The organism is Actinomadura sp. 6K520 (assembly GCF_004349245.1).
GTDB lineage: Bacteria > Actinomycetota > Actinomycetes > Streptosporangiales > Streptosporangiaceae > Spirillospora.
Map to the genome: position 1 here is coordinate 13,097 of NZ_SMLC01000041.1, position 14,715 is coordinate 27,811.

At 72.2% G+C, this 14,715-nt stretch carries 12 protein-coding genes; 10 read left to right on the forward strand and 2 right to left on the reverse strand.

The features are described from left to right. Positions 1–109 precede the first annotated feature (109 nt). From E1289_RS13845 to E1289_RS13855, 3 genes are all read left to right on the forward strand, one after another. Positions 110–1,480, forward strand: a complete 1,371-nt coding sequence (locus E1289_RS13845) for a PspC domain-containing protein (RefSeq protein WP_131979990.1) — start codon at positions 110–112, stop codon at positions 1,478–1,480. Further along, positions 1,473–1,742, forward strand: coding sequence for a hypothetical protein (locus E1289_RS13850; protein ID WP_131979992.1), 270 nt, complete (start codon positions 1,473–1,475; stop codon positions 1,740–1,742). Before E1289_RS13845 ends, E1289_RS13850 begins: the two co-directional genes overlap by 8 nt. 72 nt (positions 1,743–1,814) lie before the next feature. After that, positions 1,815–2,513 carry a TetR/AcrR family transcriptional regulator gene (locus tag E1289_RS13855; protein ID WP_131979994.1) on the forward strand — a complete coding sequence of 233 codons (699 nt, stop codon included), beginning with the start codon at positions 1,815–1,817 and terminating at the stop codon, positions 2,511–2,513. Here the strand turns inward: E1289_RS13855 and E1289_RS13860 are convergent. Then, the gene (locus tag E1289_RS13860; protein ID WP_165970461.1) at positions 2,495–2,950 is read right to left on the reverse strand and encodes a cysteine dioxygenase; all 456 of its coding nucleotides are present in this window, start codon (positions 2,948–2,950) and stop codon (positions 2,495–2,497) included. The genes E1289_RS13855 and E1289_RS13860 overlap by 19 nt on opposite strands. A gap of 243 nt (positions 2,951–3,193) precedes the next feature. On the opposite strand from E1289_RS13860, the gene E1289_RS13865 reads away from it, so the two are divergent. The 7 genes from E1289_RS13865 to E1289_RS13895 all read left to right on the forward strand — a co-directional run bounded on the left by E1289_RS13865 (position 3,194) and on the right by E1289_RS13895 (position 11,107). Next, positions 3,194–4,753 (forward strand): alkaline phosphatase D family protein, encoded by a 1,560-nt coding sequence (locus E1289_RS13865; protein WP_207928952.1) that lies wholly within the window; start codon positions 3,194–3,196, stop codon positions 4,751–4,753. A gap of 21 nt (positions 4,754–4,774) precedes the next feature. After that, a complete protein-coding gene (locus E1289_RS13870; protein ID WP_131979998.1) occupies positions 4,775–5,119 on the forward strand; it encodes a hypothetical protein in 345 nt (114 codons plus the stop codon). Between the two features lie 411 nt (positions 5,120–5,530). Beyond that, entirely contained in the window at positions 5,531–6,022 is a 492-nt protein-coding gene (locus E1289_RS13875) for a (2Fe-2S)-binding protein (RefSeq protein ID WP_131980000.1), read from the forward strand. Further along, positions 6,019–8,442, forward strand: coding sequence for a xanthine dehydrogenase family protein molybdopterin-binding subunit (locus E1289_RS13880; protein WP_131980002.1), 2,424 nt, complete (start codon positions 6,019–6,021; stop codon positions 8,440–8,442). Before E1289_RS13875 ends, E1289_RS13880 begins: the two co-directional genes overlap by 4 nt. Then, positions 8,439–9,296: a xanthine dehydrogenase family protein subunit M gene (locus E1289_RS13885; RefSeq protein WP_131980004.1), complete on the forward strand. Its 858-nt coding sequence runs from the start codon at positions 8,439–8,441 to the stop codon at positions 9,294–9,296. Before E1289_RS13880 ends, E1289_RS13885 begins: the two co-directional genes overlap by 4 nt. A 193-nt stretch (positions 9,297–9,489) precedes the next feature. Beyond that, positions 9,490–10,314, forward strand: a complete 825-nt coding sequence (locus E1289_RS13890; protein WP_243712815.1) for an SRPBCC family protein — start codon at positions 9,490–9,492, stop codon at positions 10,312–10,314. A gap of 91 nt (positions 10,315–10,405) precedes the next feature. Then, complete coding sequence (locus E1289_RS13895) at positions 10,406–11,107, forward strand: class I SAM-dependent methyltransferase (RefSeq protein ID WP_131980008.1); 702 nt, start codon at positions 10,406–10,408, stop codon at positions 11,105–11,107. A gap of 21 nt (positions 11,108–11,128) precedes the next feature. Here E1289_RS13895 and E1289_RS13900 read toward each other — a convergent pair whose 3' ends face one another. Next, positions 11,129–14,713 carry a bifunctional glycosyltransferase family 2 protein/CDP-glycerol:glycerophosphate glycerophosphotransferase gene (locus tag E1289_RS13900; RefSeq protein WP_131980010.1) on the reverse strand — a complete coding sequence of 1,195 codons (3,585 nt, stop codon included), beginning with the start codon at positions 14,711–14,713 and terminating at the stop codon, positions 11,129–11,131. Positions 14,714–14,715 lie beyond the last annotated feature (2 nt).

The window sequence follows — 14,715 nt, forward strand, 5'->3', positions numbered from 1 at the left end:
CACACGTCAGGGCGTGGATCGCATCAGGGCCCGACCCGAGGTTCACCTCAGGGTCGGATCAGGGGCGTCCCCGATACCGTGCGCGGGCGCGGCAGGCCACGATGGTGGCATGAGCGAGGATCGGGACCTCAGGAACGGCGGCGACGCCGAGCACGGCGGGAGCGTCAGGACCGGCGGGGGCTACACCCGGCTGGCGCGCGACGGCGACCGCCGCGTGCTCGCCGGCGTGTGCACCGGCCTCGGCCGCTACACCGGCATCGACCCCGTCGTGTTCCGCGTGGGGCTCGCGGTCCTGGTCCTCGCGCACGGGCAGGGCATCTTCCTCTACATCGCGGCGGCGCTGCTGATGCCCGCGACCCCGGGGGAGTCGTCGCTCGCCGAGCAGTTCTTCAAGCGCTGGTTCGACGCCGCGGCCGTGCTGACCGTCCTCGGCGCGCTGCTGGGCGCGGGCGTCGCGTTCAGCATCGTCGGCGGCGCCCCCACCGACGCGATCGCCGTCATGGTGGTGGTCGGGCTGGTGCTCCTCGTCGCGCACTCGCGGGGGGTGGACCTGGTGGCCGCCGCGCGGGCGGTCCCGGAGCGGCTCTCCGGGCACCGGCCGGAACCGTCCGCCGAGTGGACCCGCTCCGAGGACGTCACCGTCGGCGGCGTCTCCCTGTACAAGGACACCGGGGAGTACGAGGACACCGGGCACGAGCGGGAGGACGGACCGTCCTGGACGGGCGCCGGCCGCCTCCCCGAAGGCATGATCGACCTCGCCGCGTACGGCGCCGCGCACGCGGCCGCCCGGGACGCGGCGCTGCACGCCGACGACACCGGGCCGGCGGCGAAGCCGCCCGGGAAGGCGCCCGCGAAGCGGGACGGCTGCGGGCGCTCCCCCGCGGCGACGATCACGCTGCTGGCCGCCATGGCGGTCGGCGCGGCGATGATCCCGGTCGCGCAGCCGTACGCCGCCCCGGACTCCTGGCTGATCGTCATGGCCCCCGCGCTCGCGGTCATCGGGTGCGGGCTCGTCCTCGGCGGCTGGTTCCGCACGCGCGGGCTCGCCACCGCGGGGACCGTGCTGACGCTCGCCATGCTGACCACGGCGGCCGCGGGCGAGCTGCCGCGCAACGCCGAGTACGGCGAGGTGGAGTGGCGCCCCGTGGACGCCGCGCAGACCGGCCAGGAGTACAAGGTCGGCGTCGGGCAGGGAACGCTCGACCTGACGTCCCTGCCGGTCGCCGCCGGGCAGCGCGTCACGATCACCGCCGAGGTCATGCTCGGCGGGCTGGAGGTCAGGGTGCCGGCCGCCGCGCGCGTCATGGTGGACGCCAGGATCACGCTCGGCGACCTGCGCGTCGGCAGCAAGACGACCAGCGGCCCGAACGTCCGGAGCACGGAGGTCATGGAGCCCGAGGCGAGACCGGGCGAGAACCCGCCGGTGATCGTCCTGCGGATCCGCGGGAAGGTCGGCGACGTGGACGTGCGCCGTGGCTGAGCGGCGCGGAACGGAGAACGGCATGACCGGGACGGGCACGGCCGGGACGCAGGCCACCGGGCGGCGGCGGCACGGGTTCGACCCGGCGGGTCCCCTCACCGGGCTGTTCTTCCTGGCCCTCGCGGGCCTGTTCCTGGCGGAGGGCCTGTCCGGCGAGCGGGTGCTGGCGCCCGCGGTCCTGGCGCCGGTGGTGCTGATCGGGCTCGGCCTGGTCGGGATCGTCCGCGTCCTGACCCGCTCGCGCCGCCGCCACCTGCGCTGACCCTGCCGTCCCGGCCCGCCGCGACCGGGAAGTAACCTGATCTCGAGGGCCAGGGGAGCAGAGCGAGGTCAGATGTCAGGTCAGCCCGGCACGCCCGAGACGAGCGGCACCGACGTGCTGCCCGGCTCCCGTTCCGCGCTGGACCCGGGCCGCGCCATCAAGCCCGGCCGGCACGGCCTGTCGCCCGAGACCGTCGCGGGCATCCAGCGCGAGCGGCTCATCGACGCGTTCGTCCAGGTCGTGTCGGAGCGCGGGTTCGCGCACACCACGATCAGCCGGGTGACCGAGGCCGCGGGCGTCACGAAGAAGACCTTCTACGCGCACTTCACGGACCTCGACGACTGCTTCCTCGCCGCCTACCGGCGCGGCATGGACATCCTGCTCACCCGCATGACGGAGGTCTACGAGGCCGCGCCGACCTGGCCGGACGGCATCCACGCCGCGCTGCGCACCATGCTCGCCGACCTCGCCCGCGAGCCGCGGTTCGCGCGGGCCTCCCTCGTCGAGGTGAACGCGGCGGGCCCGCGGGTGCGGCAGGCGCGCATCGACAACCTCACCCGGTTACGCGCGTTCTTCGCCGCGCCGTCCCTGCCGCCCGTCCCGGTCGCGGTGGTCGACGCGATCGTGGGCGGCATCTACAGCGCGATACACGTGCAGACGGAGACGGGCGAGACGGACGAGCTGCCGTCGCTGCTGCCGTCCCTCACCTACTTCGTGCTGCTGCCCCTGGTCGGCCGCGAGGCCGCGTCGCCCTACCTGTCGGAGACCTGACCCGGCGCGGCCCACGCGGGCCCCGGTCCCCCGGCGTGCAGGCTGACCGCGAACGCCGGGCCGGGGTTGGTCAGCGCGTTCGGCGACCCGCCGTGCGCCGGCGTGCCGTGCACCCGGACGCGGTTGGCGCGCAGCGGCCGCTCGGTCACCCCGGACTCGGCGATCACCACCTCCGTCAACTCCCCCGCGACCAGCGTGCTGACCCGCCCGCGGACGGGCCCGCCGTGGCCGGGCGGCCAGGTCGTGAGCCACACCAGGCCGTCGAGCCGGACGTGGACCGGCCGCTCGGCGTCGAATCCGACGAGCCGCCACCACTCGCCGGGGCGTCCGGCGAGTTCCCGGACGAGGGCGGCGAGCCGCCCCACCGTGGGCGGGTGCGCGGTGATCGCGCGGCCGTGCGGATCTTCCTGGCCGCGCATGGTGAGATCGGGAACCACGAAAAGGTCCTTCGGTATGTGTGTCGGCCGGCAGGGAACGAGGTTCAGCGACGACACGAAGGACACAGCGCGCTGGCCACGCGGCCGAGGGCCACGGGGCTGTCGAGGAGGACTCGCGCTGGCATGCGTACAAGCAGACACTCGGTAACCAACGCTTGTCAAGCCGAACACCGGGAGTCCACCCGGAATCCGCCCGGCCCGGCGAGCATGCGCTCGGAATCGGATCAAGGAACGGAGTTCCAGATGGATCGTCGACGCGTGCTGCGCGGTGGCCTGCTCACCGGCGGCGGGGCCGCGCTCACCCTCCTCACCGGCGGCGGGACCGCCCTCGCCGAGCCCGGGAGGGGCACACCGGCGCTGCTCGGCCGGAACCGCCCGCGGCTGACCCACGGTGTCCAGAGCGGCGACGTGACCGCCCGCGAGGCCGTGGTCTGGGCCCGCTCCGACCGTCCCGCCCGCATGCTCGTGGAGGTGAGCCGCCGTCCCGACTTCCGGCACGCGCAGACCCTCCGCGGTCCCGTCCTGACCCCGGACACCGACCTGACCGGCAGGACGTTCCTGCACGGCCTGCCGTCCGGTGCGGAGGTGCACTACCGCGTCCGGCTGGCGGACCTCGACCACCGGAACGTCTCGGAGCCGGTCGCGGGCCGGCTCCGCACCGCACCCGGCCCCCGCGACCGCGGGGACGTCCGGTTCGTCTGGTCGGGCGACCTCGCGGGCCAGGGCTGGGGCATCAACCCCGACCTCGGCGGCTACCGCATCTTCAACGCGATGGGCGCCGTCGATCCCGACTTCTTCCTGTGCAGCGGCGACTTCGTCTACTCCGACGGCCCCCTCAGGGAGACGGTAGAGCTCCCGGACGGGCGCACCTGGCGCAACATGGTGACGCCCGAAAAGGCGGCCGTCGCGCAGACCCTTCCCGAGTTCCGTGGCCAGTTCCGCTACAACCTTGAGGACGCCGCCCTCCGGGCGTTCAACTCGCGCGTCCCGCTGCTCTACCAGTGGGACGACCACGAGGTCGTCAACAACTGGTACCCGGGCGAGATCCTCGACCTGCCGCAGTACACCGAGAAGCGCGTGGACGTCCTGGCCGCCCGCGCCCGCCGGGCGATGTTCGAGTACACCCCGGTCAGGACGGCCCGCTCCGGGCGTCTCTACCGGCGGATCCCGTACGGGCCGCTCCTGGACGTCTTCATCCTCGACATGCGGTCCTACAAGAACCCGAACGACGCCAACGGCTCGCCCACGCAGACGCACGGCCTGCTGGGCGCGGAGCAGTCGGCCTGGCTGAAGCGCGAGCTGCGCCGCTCGAAGGCCGTCTGGAAGGTCATCGCGGCGGACCTGCCCATCGGCCTGATCGTCCCCGACGGCACCGCCCAGGAAGGCACCGCCCAGGGCGACGGCGGAGTGCCGCTGGGCCGCGAGCGCGAGATCGCCGATCTGCTCTCCCACGCCAGGCGGCACCGCGTCCGGAACATGGTCTGGCTCACGGCCGACGTCCACTACACGGCCGCCCACTACTACGACCCCTCGAAGGCGGCCTTCTCCGACTTCGACCCCTTCTGGGAGTTCGTCTCGGGCCCCCTCAACGCGGGTGGCTTCGGCCCCAACGCGCTCGACGGCACGTTCGGTCCGCAGCTCAAGTTCGTCAAGGCGCCGCCCCGCGCGAACACCTCTCCGGCCGAGGGATACCAGTTCTTCGGCGATGTCGGGATCGACGCGCGCACCGCGACCCTGACCGTCCACCTGCGGGACATCGACGGCAGGGCCCTCCACACGCAGGCGCTCACGCCCCGACGCTGAGCGCATGGCACCATCGTCGGCGTGAAACGCGCATACGCCGGGATCGGGATCGCCGTCTCGGTCGGGCTCTGCCTGGTCCTGCCCGGTTGCTCGGACGGTGAAGAGGACCGCCGGGCCGACTGCGCGAAGATCTCGTCGGCCCTCTCGGCCACGGCGGACCCGAGCGCGGAGCAGGTTCTGGACGCTCTGCGCAGGGTCCGCCCCGGCCTGGAGGACGACGACCTCGCCGAGCACGTCGACGACGTCATCGCCTACGGCGCCAAGGACCTCGCCTCCGACCGCAAGGAGAAGATGTCGGACGAGGAGGCCCTCCGCTTCGCCGAGGCCGCCGAGCGGATCCGCGACGCCTGCGGCCTCAGCGGCTGAGGATCAGGTACGCGATCCAGGTGAGGACGAGGGTCACGGCCAGCGAGCCCAGGCACCCCAGCCGGGACGAGAAGATGAACATACGCCGCACCTACCCCGGAATTTCCGGTTCTCGCCTGCTCGATGCCGGTCCGTGACGGGCAGGCGGTACAGCGGTCCGCGGGGGCCGCCGACGACGGCATCGTCTGACCCGGAACCTGCCCGGTGCTGCATCGCGTGCGTATGCGGCCATCGTTCGCTCAGACGGTGGTAAATAACCGACGCCGGGGGCTAGTACGCAATTCAACCGCGGCATAGGTTCGTATGGTCGCCTTCCACGGAGGTGGGCCCCGATGACGTGGCCAGACCAGCGCGCCCCACCCGGAGATGTCTCTTCGTGAGTCCACCCCGAGACGTCCCTGGGAGAAACGCATGCCACGTATCCGTGTCGAGGTCGATGGCGCGACGTACGAAGACGAGGTCGAACCGCGCCTCCTTCTGGTCCACTACCTGCGCGAACGGCTGGGGAAGGTCGGCACCCCGGTCGGATGCGACACCAGCAACTGCGGAGCCTGCACCGTCCTGATGGACGGCATGAGCGTGAAGAGCTGCGCCGTCCTCGCCGTCCAGGCGGACGGCAGCGACGTGACGACCGTCGAGGGCCTCGGCGTCGACGGCACGACGCATCCGATGCAGCGGGCCTTCCACGAGGAGCACGCGCTCCAGTGCGGCTACTGCACACCCGGCATGATCATGGCGTCTCTCGACCTGCTGCGCGAGAACGCCGACCCGTCCGAGGAAGAGGTCAGGGACGGGCTTGAGGGGAACCTGTGCCGGTGCACGGGCTACCAGAACATCGTCAAGGCCGTCCGGCGCGCTGCCAGTGAGATGCGCGACCCCGCAGAGCAGGAGGTGACGCCGTGACCGTACAGGAGGGCGACGCCAAGACCACGCAGGAGGTCGGCTCCCCGCGTAAGCGGTCGGAGGACGCCCGGCTCATCACCGGCCGCACCCGGTGGACCGACAACATGACGCCCGCGGGGACGCTGCACATGGCGTTCGTGCGCAGCCCCCACGCGCACGCGAGGATCACCCGCGTCGACACGTCGCAGGCGAAGGACCGTCCCGGGGTGGTCGCCGTGTTCAGCGGTGCGGACCTCGCCGAGGAGCAGGGGTCCCTGCCCTGCGCCTGGGTCGTCACCGAGGACATGAAGCACCCCGAGCACCCGCCGATGGCGGTGAACGAGGTCCGGTACGTCGGTGAGCCCGTGGCGTGCGTCGTGGCCCGCGACAAGTACGCGGCCGTCGACGCGCTGGAGGAGATCGACATCGACTACGAGCCGCTGCCGGCCGTGGTCGACATGGACGCCGCCCTGGCCGACGGCGCCGATCTCGTCCACGAAGACCTGGGCACGAACAAGTCCTACACGTGGGTGTTCGAGAACGGGGATCTGGACGCCGCGATGAGGGACGCCCCCGTCGTCATCGAACGCGAATACGTCAATCAGCGGCTCATCCCCACGGCGATGGAGCCGCGCTCGGTTCTGTGCGTCCCCGAGGACGAGGGCTTCACCCTGTACTCGGCCACGCAGATCCCGCACATCCTGCGGCTGATGCTTGCCACGGTCACCGCGATCCCCGAGCACCACATCCGGGTCGTCGCACCGGACGTGGGCGGCGGCTTCGGCTCCAAGCTGCAGGTCTACGGGGAGGAGGTCCTCGCGCTGCTGATCGCCCGCAGGCTCGGCCGTCCGGTCAAGTGGACGGAGTCGCGCAGCGAGGGCAACATGACCGTCCACCACGGGCGGGACCAGATCCAGCGGCTCACGCTCGCCGCGGAGCGCGACGGGCGGATCCGCGGCCTGAAGGTGAACCTCCTGGCCGACATGGGCGCGTACCTGATGCTCGTCACGCCGGGCATCCCGCTGCTGGGCGCGTTCATGTTCAACGGCATCTACAAGATGGACGCCCTGTCGTTCACGTGCACGGGGGTCTTCACGACGAAGACGCCCACGGACGCGTACCGGGGCGCGGGCCGGCCGGAGGCCACCTTCGCCATCGAGCGGCTGATGGACGAGCTGGCCGCCGAACTTGGCATCGACCCCATCGAGGTCCGGCGCCGCAACTGGATCGCGCACGAGGAGTTCCCGTACGACACGATCGCGGGTCTCACCTACGACACGGGCAACTACGAGGCGGCGACGGACAAGGCGCTGGAGCTGTTCGAGTACGACAAGCTGCGCGCCGAGCAGGCCGACCGCCGTGAGCGGCAGGATCCGGTGCAACTGGGCATCGGCGTCTCGACGTTCACCGAGATGTGCGGTCTGGCTCCGTCGCGCGTTCTGGGCTCACTGTCCTATGGCGCGGGCGGCTGGGAGCACGCCTCCGTGCGCGTTCTGCCGTCCGGCAAGATCGAGGTCGTCACCGGGACGTCCCCGCACGGCCAGGGCCACGCGACGGCCTGGGCGCAGATCACCGCCGACCGGCTCGGGGTGCCGTTCGAGGACGTGAAGGTCCTGCACGGCGACACGGCGATCTCACCCAAGGGCATGGACACGTACGGTTCGCGTTCCCTCGCCGTCGGCGGGATCGCCCTGTACTCGGCCTGCGAGAAGGTCGTCGACAAGGCCCGCAAGGTCGCGGCGCACCTGCTGGAGGCGTCCGAGCAGGACCTCGACTTCAGCGGCGGGCGGTTCAGCGTCCGCGGCGTGCAGGAAGAGGGCAAGACGCTGCAGGAGGTCGCGCTGGCCGCGTTCGCGGCGCACGACCTGCCGGACGGGATCGAACCCTCTCTGGACTCCGACGCCACGTTCGACCCGGAGAACTTCTCCTTCCCCCACGGCACGCACCTGTGCGCGACCGAGGTCGACACAGAGACCGGGATGGTGAAGATCCGCAAGTACGTGGCCGTGGACGACGTCGGCACTGTCGTGAACCCGCTCATCGTGGAGGGGCAGGTGCACGGCGGCCTGGCGCAGGGCATCGCGCAGGCCCTCTACGAGGAGGCCGTGTACGACACGGAGGGCAACCTGACCACGACCACGATGGCCGACTACCTCATCCCGTCGGCCGCGGACCTGCCCACGTTCACGACCGACCGCACGGAGACGCCCGCGACGTCCAACCCGCTGGGCGTGAAGGGCGTCGGCGAGGCCGGCACCATCGCCTCGACGCCCGCGGTCGTCAACGCGATCGTGGACGCGCTGCGCCCCCACGGCGTGGACGACGTGCAGATGCCGTGCACGCCCGAACGCGTCTGGCGCGCACTGCGCGGAGAATCGAAACCGCGGGCCGCCGAACCCGGCGCCGGCGGCGGACTCGGCTCGGCCGGAGGTGACCAGTGATCCCCGCGACGTTCGACTACACGCGGCCCGCCTCGGTGGACGACGCCGTCCGGGCGCTGTCCGACGCGGGCGAGGACGCCAAGGTCCTCGCCGGCGGGCAGAGCCTGATGCCGCTGCTGCGGATGCGGCTCGCCTACCCCGACGCGCTCATCGACGTCGGCCGGATCGGCGCGCTCCGCGAGATCCGGGACGAGGGCGACGCGCTCGTCATCGGCGCGATGGCCACGCACCACGAGGTGATCCGCGACCCGCTGGTGCGCGAGCACCTCCCGCTGATCGCGTCGGCGACCGAGACCGTCGCCGACCCGGCCGTCCGGCACCGGGGCACGTTCGGCGGGTCGATGGCGCACGCCGACCCGGCGGGCGACCTCCCGGCCGTCGCGCTGGCGCTGGACGCGGTGTTCCTCGTCCGGTCCGTGCGCGGTGAGCGGGAGATCCCGGCCGCGGACTTCTTCGTCGACTGGATGACGTCCGCGATGGAGCCGGACGAGCTGCTCGTGGGCGTGCGGGTGCCGAAGCTGGGGTTCGGCTGGGGCGTGCACTACGAGAAGTTCCACCGGACGGCCCAGGCGTGGGCGATCGTGGGCGTCGCCTGCGCCGTCCGCCGCGACGGCGACGGGGTCGAGGAGGCCCGCGTCGCGCTCACCAACATGGGCCCGAAGCCCGTCAGGGCGAGCGCGGTGGAGACCGCCGTCAGCGGGCGGCCCGCGACGGAGGACGTGTTCCGCACCGCGGCGGCGCAGGCCGCCGCGGACACCGAGCCGCCCACCGACCTGCACGGGTCGTCGGAGTACCGCGCCCACCTGGCGACGGTGCTGACCGCCCGCGCGCTGAGCGCGGCGACCGGCGCCTGACGCGGGCCGGTCGAGGGCCGTGCGGCCGGATCCCCGGGTGCGGGGACCCGGCCGCATGGACCCCCCGCCCGCCGGGTAGCGGGCGGGTAGCATCGCAGGTCCCGGGCCGGGACCGGCGGGGCCCCTCTGGCGACGGAACGGGCGTCCGCCGTAAGGTCGCGGGCAAGGTCTCCGGACGATAAGGACATTGATCATGGAACTCGACCACGATTTCACCGTCCCCGTACCGGTGGATCAGGCATGGTCGGTGCTGCTCGATGTGGAGCGCGTCGCCGCGTGCATGCCCGGCGCGACCCTCGACTCGATCGAGGGCGAGGAGTTCAAGGGCCGGATGAAGGTGAAGGTCGGCGCGATGACCATCACCTACCGCGGCTCCGCGCACATCGTGTCGGCCGACGAGTCGTCCCGCACGGTGACGATGGAGGCGTCCGCGAAGGAGGCCCGCGGCTCGGGGACGGCGGCGGCGACCGTCCAGGCGAAGCTGGTCGACGAGGGCGACACGACCCGCGTGACCGTGCACACCAAGCTGAACGTGACGGGGCGTCCGGCGCAGTTCGGGCGCAACATCCTGTCCGAGGTCGGCTCCAAGATCATTTCCCGGTTCGCCAAGGCGCTGGAGGAGGAGCTGGAGTCGTCCGGCGAGCAGCCGTCCGGCGCGGCCCAGGCGGAAGGCGCGGGCCAGGCGGAGAGCGCGGGCCAGGCGGCGGAGCCCGAAACCGGCGGCGGTTCCGTCACGGAGATCACCCCGGAGAGCGCCGCCGCGCCCGCGGCAGCCGAGGCGTCCGGCGAGGCCGCCGACGCGCCGGAGGCCCCGGCCGAGCCGCAGGCCGCCGCGGCGCCCGCGGCGAAGCGGGAGCGGCCGCTGCGGGTCGCGCGGGAGGACGACGCGATCGACCTGCTGGAGGTCGCCGGGCCGTCGGTCGCCAAGCGGGCCGTCCCGGCGGTCGGCGGGCTCGTCGGGCTGCTGGTGGCGTTCCGGCTGCTCGCCCGGCGCCGCCGCAGGCGCAAGAAGCGCTGACGTCGGGGCCGGGTCAAACGCCGGTCAACGATCCGCCGCCGGACGGCGGCGTCGGTGGAACGCCGCGCCGCCCATGCCGTCGGCTTGTCCCGTGGACACCATCGAGCTTCAGCGGATCGCGCGCATCGAGAACGACAACTGGTGGTACCGCGAGCGCCGCGAGATCCTGTCCGCGGAACTGCTGCGGTTCAGCGTGCCGGGTACGGCCGTCGACATCGGGGCTGCCGCCGGTACGGGTTCGCGGGTCCTCGCCGAGCACGGCTGGCAGGCCACCGCGATCGACCTTAGCCCGGACGCCGTCGCGCTGGCGCGCGCGCACGGCGTGGAGGCGTACGTGGGTGACGCGCGCTATCTGCCGCTCCCGCCGTGCGAGTACGACCTCGCGCTTGCCCTGGACGTGCTGGAGCACATCGAGGAGGACGCTCAGGCCGCGGCGGAGATCACGCGGGTGCTGAAGCCGGGCGGGACCGCCCTGGTGTCCGTACCGTGCGACATGGCCCTGTGGTCGGCGCACGACGTGGCCCTCGGGCGGGTCCGCCGGTACACCCGCCAGGCGCTCGCGGAACTCGTCGAGGGCGCCGGGCTGGTGCTGGAGCGGGTGTGGACCCGGGGGCTCCTGCTCCGGCCGTTCCTGCGCCGCCTCAGACACCGGACGGCGCGCCGCGAGGACCTGGCGCCGCTGCATCCCCTCGCCAACGAGGCGCTGCGCCTCACCGCCGCGCTGGAACGCCGCCTTCCGCCGAGCTCGTGGCCGGGCACCTGGCTGTTCGCCCGCGCCCGCCGCCCCGGCTGACCCCGCACCCGGGCTCCGGGGTCACCTCGTCCCGAAGATGTGGTCCACGACCCGGGCGGACGCCTGCCCGTCGTCGTACGGGCAGTACTTCACGAAGAAGCGGTCGTAGGGGTCGGCGTAGCGGTCCTCGCTGCCGGGCGCCTGCTCGACCGCTTCGGCGACCTCGGCCGAGGTCGTGACCACCGGGCCGGGTGCCTCGGCCTCCAGGTCGACGTAGAAGCCGCGCACATGGTCGCGGTAGCGCTCCAGGTCGTAGGTGTAGAGGACGATCGGCCTGCCCAGGATCGCGTAGTCGAACATCGCGGACGAGTAGTCGGTGACGAGCACGTCCGCCGCCATGTAGAGATCGGCGATGTCCGGGTACCGGGACACGTCGATGACGAAGTCGTCCACCGCCACGTCGTCCCGATCGGTGATGAAGGGGTGCGCCCGCAGGAGCAGGACGTGGTCGTCGCCCAGGGCCTGGCGCATGGTCTCCAGGTTCAGCTCCAGGGAGAAGCCGTGGCTGCCCAGCGCGTGGTGCCGGTCGTCCCGCCAGGTGGGCGCGTAGAGGACGACCTTCTTGCCGTCGGGGATACCCAGGCCCTTGCGGATATGGGTTCCGAAGCTCTCCCATTCGGGCGTGCTCAGGATGTCGTTGCGCGGATATCCCGTCTCCAGGACCTCGCCCTCGTACCGGAAGGCGCGCCGCATGGTCTGGGTGGCGAACGGGCTCGGGGACAGCAGCAGATCCCACCGCGACACCTCCCGTTCCATCTGGTCGAGCCGCTCGGTGTGCCGGTAGGGCATGTCCCTCAGGTCGTGGGCGAGGCGCTTCAGCGGCGTGCCATGCCAGGTCTGGACGTAGGTCTGGCCGTCGCGCTTGGTGTACCACGGCGGCATCCCCGAGTTGGTGACCACGTAACGGGCGCGCGCGAGGATGCGGTAGTGCTCGCGGCTTCCCGCCTGGACGGTGCGGGCCTTCCCGTCCACCGCGAACTGGCCGTCGCGGGACACCCACACGCACTCCAGGTCCGGGTTGCGCCGGGTGAGTTCCTCGTAGACGGCCCTTGGGTTGCAGCTGTACTGGGTGCCCTGGTGGCTGTCGAACACGGCCACGTCCGCGAGGGGGCTGCGCAGGTACACGGGGTAGTCGCACTGCTGGAGGAGCCGTTGCGCGTGACCGCCGCGCTCGTCGTCGTCCAGGGCGGGACGGCTGTGCAGCACCAGCGCGTCGGTCTGGTGGACGCCGACCTCGAAAACGTGCGTCGCGACCTGCCGCCGTCCGGGAAGCTCTGGGATCGCCTCACGTTCGGCCACGACGGCCACCTCGCCGGCACGCGTGCCCGCGAGGAGCTCCCAGGTTCCGCTGCGCAACGGCAGGTCCGTCCCGAACAGGGCCATCGTCGCCGGGGTGAACGCGGCGGTGAAGCGGTGGCCGTCCCAGGTGACGGGGACGCGGTGCCGGTCGCCCGACCGGTGGCGCCGCAGGACGAGGTGACCGGGCCGCTCCTCGGGGTCGGCGAAGTCGCCGGACAGGGTGAGGAGCCCGTGGTCGTCCCACTCCGCCGCGGTCACCACCGGCCTGGCGGAGCGCTCCACACCGCGCAGGTTGCCGAACGCCGTGCGGGTGAGGGCGATCTCCCGGCCGCGGCCCGATGGCGACGGGAGGGCGTACCGGGCCGGCAGGACGTTGCTCGCGACGGTGAGCCTCAGCGGGCCGCCTTCGCCGGTCAGCCTGATGTCCCAGTCGACGGCGTCCAGGACGTGCGCGCAGTAGGACGCTCCGTGCTCGTCGTAGGCAGAAACCAGGTCCTTCAGCGGCAGCGTCCCCTTGAAGTCGAACCCGGTGCCCTCCGCCATGCGCAGCGCGGCCGACTGCCGCAGGGTCACCTCACCGCGGACCTCCGCGTTGCCGTGCCTGTGCGTCGCGACCATGGCCGCGCCCGCGCCCAGGGCCCTCCTCGTCCAGCCGGTCAGCTCCAGCCGGTCGCCGACGCACCGCATGCCGGTGAGGACGGCCTTGGCGCGCTTGACGTGGACGACGAACACCTCGTCGTCGCCCGCCGCGGGCTGGACCGCCACGTGCTCGTCCACCTGGCGCGCCGCCGTCCACCGCACGGCCGGTTCCATCGCCGTCAGCCGCTGCACTGCCTTGCGCCCGGCCGTCGACACCTCCGCGTACAGCTCGTAGGTGGCCGTCCGCCACTCGTCGCCGTCCAGCAGGAACTCCGGCTCCACCCGCACGGAGAACCCGCTCCAGTCGTAGGACACCGACGACTGGTCGGACTGGGCGGTGGCCTCCGTGCAGAGGATCCGTTCCACCGGCAGCCGGATCTCCTTGCCGGTCCTGACGTCACGCATCCAGGCACGAATACGGGAATCCGTCACCGCGGACACTTCGAGCCGGTCGAAGTAGGCGTGCCCTTCAACGATGAGCGTGTCGACGTCCCACTCCACGCGGTCGACTTCCGCCCACAGGAGCATCTCGTCGGTGACGTCGTACATCTCCTCCGGTATGGCGCGTTCCACATCGTCGAAGTAGGGGTAGCGGGCGTACCAGCGCTGCCGGATCCGGCCGCGCCGCACGAGCGGGACGTCCCACAACCCCTCCTCCTCTTCGAAGCGGAGGACCTCCAGGAGTTCCGTCAGCATCCGCTCGCCCAGCAGGTGGGTCTGCAGCCGCCTGATCGACGCCAGCCGGTCCGCCGCGGATTCGTCGGCGACGGCGACGACCTCGGCTCCCAGCTCGACCAGGCGCTCCCGCTCCTCCCAGGAGGCCCCGGGCAGGGCGAGTACCAGCGCGCGGACGTCGAGGTCCAGCGCGTACATGTCGTGGACGCCCAGAAGCTCCGGCGCAGTGTCCTCGACGAACTTCCGGACCATCGCGTGGGTGGCCATCCGTTCGGTGATGTCCGCCGGGTCGTGACGAACCCGCGCCGCCGTTCCCGGACGCTCACGCCAGAAGTAGACGGTCGTGTCGAGCACGTCCACGGAGGAGGCCAGTACGTGGGTCTGCGTGGCCGTGAGCAGCATGGCCGTGGGAGCGTCGAGGGTCGTCGGCACCTTGAAGCCGTACGCGTCCCAGAAAGCGCGCCGGAACACCTTGTTGCACACCATCCTGTCCTGCAGGAGGGCAGGGTGACGGGTCGCGTCCGTCGCCTTCAGCGTCATCGCGTAGGGCACGGTGTGCAGGGGCGACTGCCGCACCTGGGTCCCGTCCAGGCACATGACGTTCCCGCCGGCGAGGTCGGCCCCGGTCGACTCCAGCGAACCGACCATCAGCTCGTAGGCGTACGGAGGCAGGGCGCCCTTGCTGTCGACGAAGGCGAGGTACCGGCCGTTCGCCTGCTGGACGCCGGTGTCCCCGGCCGGCATCCCGCCGGACGGCTGGAGCAGCGTGAAGCGGTCGTCGCGTTCGGCGAACTCCTTGGCGACGACCGGTCCGCCGTCGCTCGACCCGTCGTCCACCATGAGCACCTCCATGCCGCGCATGGTCTGGCGGGCGAGGGACTCCAGGCAGCCGGCGAGGTCCCCCTCGGCGTTGCGGAAGGGGACGACGACGCTGAGCTGGGGTGAGCGTGTCTCGGCTGAGCTTGTCTTCGGTGAGCTTGTCTGGGGTGACACGA

Excerpts from the sequence above, each read along its gene's own strand:
- E1289_RS13890 (WP_243712815.1), top strand. The coding sequence starts at position 9,490 with ATGGAACTCGACCACGATTTCACCGTCCCCGTACCGGTGGATCAGGCA.
- E1289_RS13855 (WP_131979994.1), top strand. The coding sequence starts at position 1,815 with ATGTCAGGTCAGCCCGGCACGCCCGAGACGAGCGGCACCGACGTGCTG.
- E1289_RS13875 (WP_131980000.1), top strand. The coding sequence starts at position 5,531 with ATGCCACGTATCCGTGTCGAGGTCGATGGCGCGACGTACGAAGACGAG.
- E1289_RS13865 (WP_207928952.1), top strand. The coding sequence starts at position 3,194 with ATGGATCGTCGACGCGTGCTGCGCGGTGGCCTGCTCACCGGCGGCGGG.
- E1289_RS13845 (WP_131979990.1), top strand. The coding sequence starts at position 110 with ATGAGCGAGGATCGGGACCTCAGGAACGGCGGCGACGCCGAGCACGGC.